Source organism: Paraperlucidibaca wandonensis (genome assembly GCF_042677145.1).
Taxonomy (GTDB): Bacteria; Pseudomonadota; Gammaproteobacteria; order Pseudomonadales; family Moraxellaceae; genus Perlucidibaca; species Perlucidibaca wandonensis.
In genome coordinates, this window is record NZ_JBHTIT010000001.1 from 322,742 (window position 1) to 335,090 (window position 12,349).

Sequence of the window (12,349 nt, forward strand, 5' to 3'; positions counted from 1 at the left end):
CATGACTGCGCGCCGGCTACTCATCATTGGTAATGGCATGGCTGCTACGCGCCTGCTCGATGAGCTGCTGGCGCGCGGCATGTCAGGTTCAGATATTGCCGTTGTCGGTGAGGAAGATGCGCACGGTTACAACCGCATTGCGCTATCGCCTTGGCTAGCTGGTGAAAAAAGCTTAGAGCAGCTCATTACCCATGATGCCGAATGGTACGCCGCACACGATATTGCCCTCTATCTTGCCGATCCAGTGGTGAGTGTGGCTATCGCGAAGCGTGAAGTTTGCTTGGCATCAGGTCGGGTATTAGCTTGGCAGCAGCTGGTGTTTGCCACTGGCTCGCGCGCCACACGCCTGAGCATTCCAGGCCATGACCTTGCTGGCGTGAATGTCTTTCGCAGCTTGGCCGATGCCGAAGCGATTGCTGCGACGGCGGTGGCAGGGCAGCGCGCAGTCGTTATTGGCGGCGGCTTGCTTGGTCTGGAGGCTGCGTGGGGATTGCGTCAGCGCGGCCTTGAGGTGAGCGTGGTGCATAACGGCGAGTGGCTGATGAATCGCCAGCTCGATGCCGAGGCAGGCGCGTTGCTGGCGCAAGCTTTGAATGCGCGTGGCATAGCCTTGCATTTTGGCGCGCGCAGCGAGGCTTTTGTCGGCGATGGCGAGCTAGCTGGCTTACGTTTGAGGCTGAGTGCAGGGCAGGAGCAGATTCTGCCCTGTGAGCTGGCGATTATGTCTTTGGGCATCACGCCCGAGATGAGCCTAGCGATTAGTGCCGGCCTGCGCTGTGCGCGTGCTATTTGCGTTGATGCTTGGCTGCGTAGTTCGGCAGAAAATGTTTTTGCCTTGGGTGAGTGCTGCGAGATCGATGGCGAATCCTTTGGCTTGGTGGCGCCGATTTATCAGCAAGCGAAAATTTTGGCCGATACCTTAATCGGCGTGTGTAACCTCGGTTATCGCCGTATCGCCTCGCCAACGCGCCTGAAGGTTACTGGTATCGATTTATTTTCGGCTGGTGAGCTGCACGATCTTGCCGACTGCAAAAGCATTGCGTGGCGAGATACTCAGCGCGGCCATTATCGGCGGCTATGGTTTCGACACCATCAGCTTATCGCCGCCGTACTTTTTGGCGATGTCGATGATGGCGGGGCCTTCTTTGATGTCATCGAGCAAGGCCTGCCAGTAGCCGATCCAGTGGCGCTAATGCTCACGGGCAGTGCCGCCTGATGGCCGATATCAAGACCACTTGCCCTTACTGCGGCGTTGGCTGCGGTGTCACCGCGACGACTTCTGAAGCCGGCGTTTCAGTGCGCGGCGATGAGTCGCATCCCGCCAATAATGGCCGACTCTGTGTAAAGGGTAGTGCGCTAGGTGACACTGTAGGGCTTGAGCGCCGCCTGCTTTATCCGCAAGTAGATGGCCTGCGTGCCAGCTGGGATCATGCAGCGCAGCAGATTGCTCGCCGTATGCAAGACACCATAAAGCGTTATGGCCCCGATGCGGTCGCGTTTTATGTCTCCGGCCAGCTCCTCACAGAAGATTATTACGTCGCCAATAAGCTCATGAAAGGCTTTATTGGCAGCGCTAATATCGACACCAATAGCCGCCTCTGTATGTCCACTGCGGTGGCGGCACATAAGCAAATTTTCGGCAGCGATAGCGTGCCTGGTTGTTATGAAGATTTGGAGCTGGCCGATTTAGTCATCTTGGTCGGCTCCAATATGGCGTGGACGCATCCGGTCGTCTATCAGCGCATTATCGCGGCAAAAAAAGCCCGCCCCAGCCTACAAATTGTCGTGATTGATCCGCGCCGAACGGCCACGGCAGACAGCGCCGATAGTCATTTGCAGCTGACTCCCGGCAGTGATGGTTATCTGTTCGATGGCCTGCTCGCCTATGCCATTGCCAATGATCATCTTGACCATGAGTTTATTGCTGCTCATACCGATGGGTTCGCCGCGATGGCCGCCGCATGTTCAGCGCGCAACGCATCGCTGGCGGTCACTGCTACAGCAACAGGTCTATCTGAGGTCGCTTTAGACGCGTTTTATGCGCAGGTCTGTGCCACGCCGAAAACCGTCACGGTGTTTTCACAAGGCATTAATCAAGCCGCTGCCGGAGTCGATAACGCCAGCGCCATTTTGCAGTGCCACTTAGCGCTTGGGCAGATTGGAAAAAGCGGTGCAGGAGCGTTTTCCATGACCGGCCAGCCCAATGCCATGGGCGGTCGTGAGGTTGGCGGTTTGGCGAATCAGCTCGCCGCGCATATGGATATTTTAAAGCCTGAGCACCGAGATCTGGTGTCACGCTTTTGGCAGACCGCCGACCTCGCACCGCGCCCGGGTTTAAAAGCCGTGGATATGTTTGAGGCGATGGCCTCCGGCAAAATTCGTTTTGTCTGGATCATTGCGACTAATCCCTTGGTGTCATTGCCAGATGCCAATCGCGTGCGTGACGCCTTGATCGCCTGCGATTGCGTCGTGGTATCGGATTGCGTGGATGACACCGATACCTTACGGCTAGCTGATATTCGCTTGCCTGCCGCTGGCTGGGGTGAAAAAGATGGCACGGTAACTAATTCTGAGCGTTGTATTTCGCGTCAGCGTGCATTCTTGCCTTTGCCTGGCGAGGCCAAGCCTGACTGGTGGGCGTTGAGTCAGGTGGCGAAGCATTTGGGCCATGCTCAGGCGTTTGACTACAGCAATTCAGCGGCAATTTTTCGTGAGCATGCGGCGCTGTCGGCTTTTGAAAATAACGGCAGTCGTGACTTCAATATTGGTGCGTTGGCGACCTGCTCAGATGCCGATTACGACGCCCTGATGCCCGTGCAATGGCCTATGCCGATAGCAAAGCCCGAAGGCACTGCGCGCTTATTTAGCGATGGCCATTTCTTTACAGCATCGGGGCGAGCTCAGTTTATTGATGCGCACCCGCAAGCGGCAAAAACTAGCTCGCCAAATTTGCCATTTCTGCTCAATAGCGGCCGTATTCGTGACCAATGGCACACCATGACGCGCACCGGTCGCAGTGCGCGCCTGCTCAGCCATATTGCCGAACCATTTATCGCTCTACACCCAGATGATCTCGCGCAAATTGGCGCTGAGCATGAGCAGTTACTCAGCGTGCATAACAGTTTTGGCGAGTGTGTCGTGCCTGCCATGGCGGACTCCGGCATAGCCCGTGGTCATGCATTCATGCCGATTCATTGGAGCGCGAGCAATGCCTCGCAAGCACGTGTCGGCAGCTTGGTTGCACCGCTGTGTGATCCTGTCTCGGGTCAGCCAGCCTTTAAACAATCACCGGTAGCGATTACGCCGCTGCGCAGCCAATGGCAGGGCATTTTGATTAGCCGCGTGGCATTGCAACTGCCTGAAAATCAGTACTGGTGTCGACACGACATTGGCGTTTGGCAGATATACACGCTGATGGGCGCTCGCTTGCCTGTATCCGCTGAGCTGATGGCGTTATGGCAAGGCACCGAAGCTCATCCTGCCAGTAGAAAATGGGCCAGCCTCGACGATGCGCTCGGCCTGCGTCACCACATCATTGGCTATGACAATGAGCAGCCGGTGCTTTGGTTTCTCGCGCAACCCGAACGCCCGCGCATCGATGAAGTATGGCTGCTCGATGCCCTCAGCCAGAACCAACTCAGTGCCCGTGAACTATCGCGCGGCGTGCCTAGCACTGGCAGCGATACCAGTGCGCTGGTGTGTAGCTGCCATCAAGTCAGAAGCCAGCGCTTGCTCGATGCAATTACCGATGGCCATCGTAGTGTTGAGGCTTTGGGCGCTTGTACGCGTGCTGGCACCAACTGCGGCTCCTGTATTCCTGAATTAAAAAAACTGCTCGCCGAGCAGATGTTTGTTGTGTCTCCCAACCCAGAGGTAATGCTATGAAAAACATCCCATGTCATGCCATTTTAGCGTGCGCTAGCGTATTGGCTGCACCGACCTATGCTGCTGATTCCGATGCCTTTGTACAGGCTATTACCAATGGTAAGACCACTGTAAATCTACGTCTGCGTCATGAGCTAGTCGATGATCAGGCGCAGTCACAAGATGCTAATGCCACCACGTTGCGCACGTGTTTGAGCTACACCAGCGCGGCGTGGCATAAGCTGAGTGCTGGTCTAGAGTTCGACTATGTTGCCGCTTTGGGCTCAGATCGCTTCAATGACACGCGCAATGGCAACGCCGCATTTCCCGTGGTGGCAGACCCTGATGGCGCTGATTTAAACCAAGCCTTTTTGCGCTATGAGCAAAGTGGCAATAGCGTCACAGTGGGGCGCCAGCGCATCAATATGGGCAACCAGCGTTTTGTGGGTGGCGTCGGTTGGCGGCAAAATGAGCAAACCTTTGATGCTATTCGTGGCCAATTCACGCCCTCTAAAAATGTGCTGGTCGACTACAGCTACATCGACAATACCCAGCGTATTTTTGGCCCAGAAAAAGGTAAGCCAGCGGCCAAGCTAGACAGTGATCATTATGTCGCGATGGTGACCTGGGCACTACGGCCTGAGCTGACCGCATCGACCTATGGCTATTGGCTGAGCTTTGCCGATGCCGCTGCCCTGTCTTCGCGTACGCTTGGCGTAGCGCTGACTGGCGAGCTTAAGCACAGTGATTTAGCACTAGACTATCGTGTCGAGGCCGCGCGCCAGCAGGACTATGACAATAATCCAGTAGCCTTTAGCGCCGATTATCACCACCTTGTGCTGGGCTTACGAGCCGCTGGTGTGCGTGTTGGTGTCGGCGAAGAACTGCTCGGTGCCGATGCCGGCGCTGGTGTTGCGCTACAAACACCGCTTGCCACAATGCATGCATTTCAAGGTTGGACCGACAAGTTTCTCAACACCCCAGCCACGGGTGTGAAAGATCGGTATATCGATCTTGGCACCAAGGTCTCTGGTGTGGCTTTGAAGGCGGTATGGCATGACTACACAGCCGATACGGGCTCAGCAAATTACGGACAAGAGTGGAACTTGCAGGCCAGTAAAACTTTGTTAAAGCGCTACACACTGACCGCAAAGTACGCAAATTATCGCGCCGATACACTCGCGAGAGATACGCAAAAAATCTGGCTAATGGCAGAGGCGGCGTTTTAGAGGGCAGCAATAGTTAGGTATAAACTATTGCTGAGGCGGAAAGTTAACGTGTCAATTTAGAAAATAATAAAGGATGTTGGTCATGACTCTTACTTATTCCCTGCTTGATGTATTTGCTGACTCGCCGTTTCAAGGGGTGCAGGTTCCTGTAGTTTCGCTCAATGGTCAGGCGCTTTCTGATGAGCATAAGCAAGCCTTAGCGAGTGAGTTTTTACAGAGCGAAACGGTGTTTATTGACGCTAGTTCTGAGGCTGAGCCAGTCAGTGTATTTAATAGCAAAGGCCGCTGTTTATTTGGTGCACACACGATTCTTGCCGCATCATACGTCGCTTATGAGCAAGGCTTAGTAATTGACAAGGGCAAGTACAGCACACTGACTTTTACGCAGCAGAAGCAGGTTGTTGAAAGCTTTATTGATAAACAAGAAAATGGCCCTGGCGCCATTCAGTACTCACGTACTCTGGCGCCGACCATTGACCGCTATACGCCTGAAATTGCACAGCTTGCGGCTTTACTCAACACTGAAGAGCGCCATATTTCATTTAGCAAATATTCGCCGATGGTAGTAAGTGTAGATCGACCAGTATTTGTCGTTCCATTCACGCGCCCTGAGCATGTTATTGCAGCCAGCCCTAATATTGAGCGCTGGTCTGAATTAGCAGGCCAAGTTTATACCCCGCAAATCTTCTTATTTTCGCCTGGTAGCATTACAGGCCAAACTCAATTTCATGGCCGCCTACTGAATATGGATCAGCCTCGAGATGATTTGCCCCCGATTGGTAGCATCATGCCCGAGTTTATTGCCTACCTCGCTGAGCAAACTGCGACTGCGCCGGGCACCCATATATTTTCGATTGATCGTGGCAGCATGACGACGCGCAAAAGCATTTTGCATGCTGAGTTTGACAAGCGCTCAGGCAGGGAAGTGCGCTGCCGCATTGGTGGTAATGTCATTAAGATGGGTAAGGGTGAGCTGTTCTACCCGATGCTGACAACTTAACTCGGCGTTTCTGGAAGCAGGTATTTTTGCAATTTCTCTAGCCTGTCTAGCATAGACTTTCGACCTAAATAGCGCATGTGACTGATTGGTCACGTATACTGCCGCCAACGATTTTTTGTTGCTGAGCATTGACCATGGTTTATTCCAAAATTGTCGGAACTGGTAGTTACTTGCCTGAACGTATTGTCACCAATAGTGAGTTGCAAACACGCATTGAAACTAGTGATGAATGGATAGTTTCGCGCACGGGCATTGAGGCGCGTCATATTGCCGCTGAAGGCGAGCAAACCACTGATCTTGCTGAACATGCGGCTCGAGCCGCTATGGATTCCGCCGGTGTTTCAATTGAAGACATTGACCTCATCATTGTTGCCACCACCACGCCAGATAAAGTCTTTCCTAGCACGGCGTGTCTGCTACAAGCGCGTTTAGGCGTGAAGCAGGGCGCTGCATTTGATGTGCAGGCGGTGTGCACCGGCTTTGTTTATGCGCTAGCCGTTGCTGATAAATTCATCGCCTCTGGGCAGCATCGCTGCGCATTAGTTGTGGGCGCTGAGATTTTTTCACGGCTATTAGACTGGAGCGATCGCCGCACCTGCGTGCTATTTGGCGATGGCGCGGGTGCAGTGGTGTTAAAGGCATCAGAAACGCCGGGCATTTTGTCTAGCCATCTGCATTCCGATGGCAGCATGGGGCATATCCTGCAAGTCGATGGTGGTGTGTCAGCTGGCAAAATAGCCGACAACCCGTATTTGCAAATGGATGGTGCCGCGGTGTTTCGCCTAGCCACGCGTGTGCTGCATGAGTGCGCGATGGAGGCCTTAGAGCACAACGGCTTTGGCGTGGATGATCTTGATTGGCTAGTCCCGCATCAGGCCAATATGCGCATCATCAATAGCACGACCGACAAACTTGGCTTGCCACGCGAGCGCGTCATCACCACGGTGGCGAATCATGGCAATACCTCGGCGGCGTCTGTGCCGCTAGCGCTCGATGCTGCGGTGCGCGATCAGCGTATTAAGCCTGGCCAATTGGTGCTCATCGAAGGCGTCGGCGGCGGCATGACCTGGGGATCGGTGCTCTTTCGCTTATAACGCGAGCCCGCAATCAGGACGGGCGCCTGCAAAATCGGGATAATGGCCGCGACTAGTGGCCGTCGCGCGCCAGACCCCGTAATGCAGGTGCCTTTGTAATGGAAATTAATGTCAATTTTCTCGACAATCTTAGAGTTGAAGCTAAGTTTGACGATTTCTCGGTCATTGCTGACCAACCCATTCGCTACAAAGGCGATGGCTCGGCCCCCGGCCCATTCGATTATTTCCTAGCGTCATCGGCACTGTGCGCGGCGTATTTTGTTCGGGTCTATTGCTTGGCGCGCGACATCCCCACTGAAAATATTCGTTTATCCCAGAACAATATTGTTGATCCTGAAAACCGCTATAAGCAGATCTTCAAAATTCAGGTTGAGCTACCAGAAAGCATTTCTGACAAAGATCGAGAGGGCATTTTACGCTCGATAGATCGCTGCACAGTGAAGAAAGTTGTGCAGACTGGGCCAACTTTTGAGATTGAGGCGGTAGAGAGCCTTGGTGCAGATGCTCAGGCGCTTTTGATGACGCTGCCGGCGGACGGTAGCCAAACATTCATCGAAGGTAAAGATCTGCCATTGGAGCAGACCATCGCCAATATGACGGCTATCTTGCAAGACTTAGGCATGAAAATCGAGATCGCCTCATGGCGAAATATCGTGCCGCATGTGTGGTCTTTGCATCTGCGCGATGCGGCTTCACCCTTGTGTTTCACCAATGGCAAAGGCTCCACCAAAGAGAGTGCATTGTGCTCAGCGTTAGGCGAGTTTATCGAGCGCCTCAATAGCAATTTCTTCTACAACGACCAGTTTTTTGGCGAAGACATCGCCAATAGCGAATTTGTGCATTACCCGAATGAGAAGTGGTTTAAGCCAGGCCCCAGCGATAAGTTGCCTGAGGGCATTCTCGATGCGCATTGCTTAGCGCTGTATAACCCCGATGATGAGCTTCGCGGTTCTCATCTTATCGACACCAATTCGGGCAATCGCGAGCGCGGCATTGTGGCGCTGCCATTTGTGCGTCAGTCCGATGCGGAGGTCGTGTATTTCCCGTCCAATTTGATCGAAAACCTTTTTCTCAGCAATGGCATGAGCGCGGGCAACACCCTGGTCGAGGCGCAAGTGCAGTGCCTATCGGAAATCTTCGAGCGAGCGGTCAAGAAAGAGATTATCAATAGCGAAATCACGCTGCCAGATGTACCACGGCAGGTGCTAGAAAAGTATCCGAATATTCTCCAAGGCATTGATGCGCTTGAGGCGCAGGGCTTCCCTGTGTTGGTCAAAGATGCCTCGATGGGCGGTGAATTTCCAGTGATGTGCGTGACGCTGATGAACCCCAGAACTGGCGGTGTCTTTGCTTCTTTTGGCGCTCACCCTAGTTTCGAAGTAGCACTGGAGCGCAGCCTCACCGAGCTATTGCAGGGCCGCAGCTTTGAAGGCCTAAACGATGTGCCGCTGCCGACGTTTAACAGCATGGCCGTGACTGAGCCGAACAATTCAGTTGAGCACTTTGTTGACTCGACTGGCGTGGTGTCGTGGCGCTTCTTTAGTAGCAGTGCCGATTACGATTTCTGCGAATGGGACTTCTCCGGCACCACCGAGGAGGAGGCCGCGCGTCTGTTTGGCATCCTTAGCGCTATGGGCAAAGAAGTTTACGTTGCCGTGCGCAATGACTTGGGCGCGCCGGCTTGCCGCATTTTGGTGCCGGGTTATTCCGAGGTGTATCCAGTCGAAGATTTGATTTGGGATAACACCAATAAGGCCTTAGATTTCCGCGAAGATATTCTCAATTTGCATACGCTAAACGATGAGCAATTAGCGAGTTTGGGCGAGCGCTTGGAAGATAGCCAGGTCGATGAGCAGACCGACATCATCACCCTAATTGGCATTGAGTTTGATGAAAATACGGTGTGGGGTCAGCTCACCATGCTTGAGCTTAAACTACTGATAAACCTAGCCTTACAAGAGCATGAGCAAGCCCTAGAGCGGGTCGAATCCTTTCTACAGTTCAATGACAACACCGTTGAGCGCGGGCTGTTTTATCAGGCCGTGAGAGCGGTGCTCGAAGTCCTTCTTGATGATACTTACGAGCTAGACGACTACTTGTTTAATTTCAAACGCATGTTTGGCGAGCAAGTTATGGAGGCTGTGGTCGGCTCAGTGGAAGGCACGACGCGCTTCTATGGTTTGACGCCTACCAATATGCAGCTCGAGGGTTTGGATAAGCATCTGCGCCTGATCGAAAGCTATAAGAAGCTGCATGCTGCTCGTGCGGCGAGAAACAGCTGAAGCTGTCCTGCCTAGTTAGCTTTTCGCCATTTCAGCGGTGTTGTGCCGCTCCACTGGCGAAAGGCTCGCGTAAACACACTTTGATCGGCAAAGCCCAAGAGCAGGCTAATTTCCGGCAGCGACAAATCGCTATCGCATAAATAGTCTTTTGCTAGCTCAAAGCGTAGTGAATTAACCAGCGTTTTAAAGCCCATACCTCGTGTTTCCAAGGCACGGTAGAGGCTGCGCTCAGCGAGGCCAATGCGCATCGCGACTTGCGCCATCGTTGGCGCGCCATCTTGCATAATGCCCAATATCGCTTGCTGCACATCAGACAGCAGAGGGTCGAGCTTAGGTAATGCTTGCAGCATGGCTTCGGCTTGCCGTTCTAGCAGGCCTGAAAGGTAAGGATCCTGTGTGTTCACCGCCAATGTCATGAAGTGCGCGGGGAAATGCAGCTCACTGACGCTGGCGAGAAACTCTACCGGGCAGCCATAAAATCGCTCGTATAAGGCGCGATGAGCTGGCGGGCTATTTGGCGATTTCATCAAGATAGGTTTGATGTCATTGCGGCCAGTGAGCAGCGAAATAAAGCGCATTAAGCCAGAGAAAAAAACATCATCCGAGAGCTGTGTGGAGCGCCGTTCTATGCTCCAACCTACGATCACAACGCCAGCTTCGGCGCGAAATACTGTGGGTACGAGGTTGTGTAGTAGAGGCTGAAACCGATGGAAGCGCATCAGAGCTTGGCCTAGCGTGGTGCTGTAAATGCCCAAGTACCCGAGCACGCCGGCGTGATGTGGCTGCAGACATTGGCCAATTTTCAAGCCTAAATCATCGCGAGGGCAGAGTGCATGTATCGCCTCCAGCAGCTGCCACCAGGTCTCAATAGCCACTCGCGAACTAGTACGTAATTCGCGTAACTGTGTGCGCAGATCAACCGCTTGCAGGTCTTCCTGATCAAGAAAGCTGCTGAGCAAATCTAAGGCGCTAGGGTCTATTGATGCCGCTGACGATGAGTTTTTCATCTGGCAGATAATGCATAAAATTGGTGATATTGGTCAAGAGCGCTGGTCAGCTCATCTCTACCATGTGTCGTGTAGAAAAACTAAAAAGAGGAAAGACCATGGACGCCGTAACATCATTTTTTATGCCTTGGCTGCAAACGTTTTTTGGCGACAACATTGATTGGAAGCAAGTGTTTTTGATTGGCATGACGCCATTGTTTCTACTGGCCTTTGTTATTGAGTTTGCCGTGCAAAAGCGCCGTAAAAACACTGCTAGCTTTAAGCTCAAAGAGATCTTCGCCAACCTGTCTTTAGGGGCGTCGTATCAGCTGTTTGAAGCCCTTGTGTGGGTGTTGTTTACCGCCGCTGTGTTTTCCTGGGCCTATGGTTATCGCTTGATGGATATTCCAGTGAATGCTTGGACTGTTGTGCCAATCTATGTCGCCGTGGAACTGTGCTTTTATATCTATCACCGCAGTTCGCATCGCGTGCGTTGGTTCTGGACTGCACATGTGCCGCATCACAGCGGGCAGGTGATGAACTTCACCACGGCCATGCGCCAAAGCCTGCTTAATGCCTTTGTCGGCATTTGGATTTTCTACATTCCGCTCTGCCTGTTAGGTGTGCCACCAGTCGTTGTCATGTTCTGCTTGGCGGTGAACTTGGCCTACCAATACTTCATTCACACCGAGACTATTGGCAAGTTGCCGGCATGGTTTGAGGCCATCTTCAATACGCCATCGCATCACCGCGTTCACCATGGCCGCAACCCTGAGTACATCGATAAAAACTACGGCGGCACACTGATTATTTTCGATCGCTTATTTGGCACTTTTGAGCCCGAGGTAGCGAAGGCTGAGTTCGGTATTACGCAGCAAATCAATTCGTATAACCCCGTGGTGCTTAACCTGCACGAAGCTGTCGACATGATGCGTGATGTCATGGCGCCGGGACCAGTGGCGCAGCGCGTGAAGCATTTAATTATGCCGCCAGATTGGGAGCGCGAAGGCCATACGCCAATACGCACTTGGTCGGTGACACCGCATTCGATCGCTATCAAGCCTAAAGAATAAAGTGCTTTAATTGCCCTCTATTTTTCACGAGCATTTAAACCATGAAAGAAGAAATCATCGCGCTGTCAGAGCACTTTTGGAGTATTCGTGGCGTATTTAAAGTCGCGGGCATTTTAAATATCGGCACCCATGCATCCTTGGTTAAGCAAAAGACTGGCAAGTTCATCTTGCTCGATGCTTACACTTTGCAAGGTGAGCTGAAATCTACAGTCGATGCGTTGACCCGTGACGGCCAAGATATTGAGGCCATCATCAACCTGCATCCTTTTCATACCGTTCACGTGCGCAATGCTCACCAACAATATCCAAAGGCAAAGCTCTATGGCACTCAGCGTCATTTAGAAAAATTTCCTGAGTTGCCATGGCAGCCTGAACTGACTGATTCCGACGCATTTGCAGGCTTATTTGCCGATGAGTTTGAGTTTTCCGTGCCCGCTGGTGTCGACTTTATTTCGCACAATGAGCACATTCACTTTTCATCTGTGTTGGCCTATCACAAGCCATCGCGCATTATTCATGCCGATGACACGCTAATGTATTTGCAGCTGCCGGGCTTGTTAGGAAAGCTTAAAAAGCCTGAAGTGACTTTCCATTTGACCTTGGCAAGTGCTTTGCAAAAGCGGCCTTTAGCGGCGCAGGAGTTTAGGGCGTGGGCTGTGCAACTGGCGGCGCAATGGCAGGATGCCGAGCAGCTGTGCGCCGCGCATTCGGCCGTACTACTACCCGACGCTCTGCAAGGGCGATCCATCCCTTCGAGAATTCAAACTGCCTTGGCGAAAGTAGAGAAAGTATTGCTGCGCCATGAGCAAAAATACGGCTAA

The 12,349-nt window shown here is 52.8% G+C and carries 9 protein-coding genes; 8 read left to right on the top strand and 1 reads right to left on the bottom strand.

What is annotated here, in order from left to right:
• Position 1: 1 nt before the first annotated feature.
• The 6 genes from ACFQ0F_RS01480 to ACFQ0F_RS01505 all read left to right on the top strand — a co-directional run bounded on the left by ACFQ0F_RS01480 (position 2) and on the right by ACFQ0F_RS01505 (position 9,469).
• Positions 2-1,216: an NAD(P)/FAD-dependent oxidoreductase gene (locus ACFQ0F_RS01480; RefSeq protein WP_379068313.1), complete on the top strand. Its 1,215-nt coding sequence runs from the start codon at positions 2-4 to the stop codon at positions 1,214-1,216.
• On the top strand, positions 1,216-3,885 hold the full coding sequence (locus ACFQ0F_RS01485; RefSeq protein WP_379068316.1) for a nitrate reductase: 2,670 nt from the start codon (positions 1,216-1,218) through the stop codon (positions 3,883-3,885). Before ACFQ0F_RS01480 ends, ACFQ0F_RS01485 begins: the two co-directional genes overlap by 1 nt.
• Positions 3,882-5,093: an alginate export family protein gene (locus ACFQ0F_RS01490; protein WP_379068319.1), complete on the top strand. Its 1,212-nt coding sequence runs from the start codon at positions 3,882-3,884 to the stop codon at positions 5,091-5,093. The genes ACFQ0F_RS01485 and ACFQ0F_RS01490 overlap by 4 nt, the downstream gene beginning before the upstream one ends.
• A gap of 82 nt (positions 5,094-5,175) precedes the next feature.
• On the top strand, positions 5,176-6,093 hold the full coding sequence (locus ACFQ0F_RS01495; protein WP_379068322.1) for a PhzF family phenazine biosynthesis protein: 918 nt from the start codon (positions 5,176-5,178) through the stop codon (positions 6,091-6,093).
• 134 nt (positions 6,094-6,227) lie between these two features.
• Entirely contained in the window at positions 6,228-7,187 is a 960-nt protein-coding gene (locus ACFQ0F_RS01500; protein WP_340676326.1) for a beta-ketoacyl-ACP synthase III, read from the top strand.
• 98 nt (positions 7,188-7,285) lie between these two features.
• On the top strand, positions 7,286-9,469 hold the full coding sequence (locus tag ACFQ0F_RS01505) for an OsmC domain/YcaO domain-containing protein (RefSeq protein WP_379068325.1): 2,184 nt from the start codon (positions 7,286-7,288) through the stop codon (positions 9,467-9,469).
• A gap of 11 nt (positions 9,470-9,480) precedes the next feature.
• Here ACFQ0F_RS01505 and ACFQ0F_RS01510 read toward each other — a convergent pair whose 3' ends face one another.
• Positions 9,481-10,476: an AraC family transcriptional regulator gene (locus tag ACFQ0F_RS01510; protein WP_379068328.1), complete on the bottom strand. Its 996-nt coding sequence runs from the start codon at positions 10,474-10,476 to the stop codon at positions 9,481-9,483.
• Between the two features lie 98 nt (positions 10,477-10,574).
• Here ACFQ0F_RS01510 and ACFQ0F_RS01515 point away from each other — a divergent pair, with 98 nt between their 5' ends.
• A complete protein-coding gene (locus tag ACFQ0F_RS01515; RefSeq protein WP_340676329.1) occupies positions 10,575-11,528 on the top strand; it encodes a sterol desaturase family protein in 954 nt (317 codons plus the stop codon).
• A gap of 41 nt (positions 11,529-11,569) precedes the next feature.
• Positions 11,570-12,349 carry a hypothetical protein gene (locus ACFQ0F_RS01520; RefSeq protein ID WP_379068331.1) on the top strand — a complete coding sequence of 260 codons (780 nt, stop codon included), beginning with the start codon at positions 11,570-11,572 and terminating at the stop codon, positions 12,347-12,349.

Excerpts from the sequence above, each read along its gene's own strand:
- ACFQ0F_RS01485 (WP_379068316.1), top strand. The coding sequence starts at position 1,216 with ATGGCCGATATCAAGACCACTTGCCCTTACTGCGGCGTTGGCTGCGGT.
- ACFQ0F_RS01495 (WP_379068322.1), top strand. The coding sequence starts at position 5,176 with ATGACTCTTACTTATTCCCTGCTTGATGTATTTGCTGACTCGCCGTTT.
- ACFQ0F_RS01515 (WP_340676329.1), top strand. The coding sequence starts at position 10,575 with ATGGACGCCGTAACATCATTTTTTATGCCTTGGCTGCAAACGTTTTTT.
- ACFQ0F_RS01490 (WP_379068319.1), top strand. The coding sequence starts at position 3,882 with ATGAAAAACATCCCATGTCATGCCATTTTAGCGTGCGCTAGCGTATTG.
- ACFQ0F_RS01520 (WP_379068331.1), top strand. The coding sequence starts at position 11,570 with ATGAAAGAAGAAATCATCGCGCTGTCAGAGCACTTTTGGAGTATTCGT.
- ACFQ0F_RS01505 (WP_379068325.1), top strand. The coding sequence starts at position 7,286 with ATGGAAATTAATGTCAATTTTCTCGACAATCTTAGAGTTGAAGCTAAG.
- ACFQ0F_RS01480 (WP_379068313.1), top strand. The coding sequence starts at position 2 with ATGACTGCGCGCCGGCTACTCATCATTGGTAATGGCATGGCTGCTACG.
- ACFQ0F_RS01510 (WP_379068328.1), bottom strand. The coding sequence starts at position 10,476 with ATGAAAAACTCATCGTCAGCGGCATCAATAGACCCTAGCGCCTTAGAT.
- ACFQ0F_RS01500 (WP_340676326.1), top strand. The coding sequence starts at position 6,228 with ATGGTTTATTCCAAAATTGTCGGAACTGGTAGTTACTTGCCTGAACGT.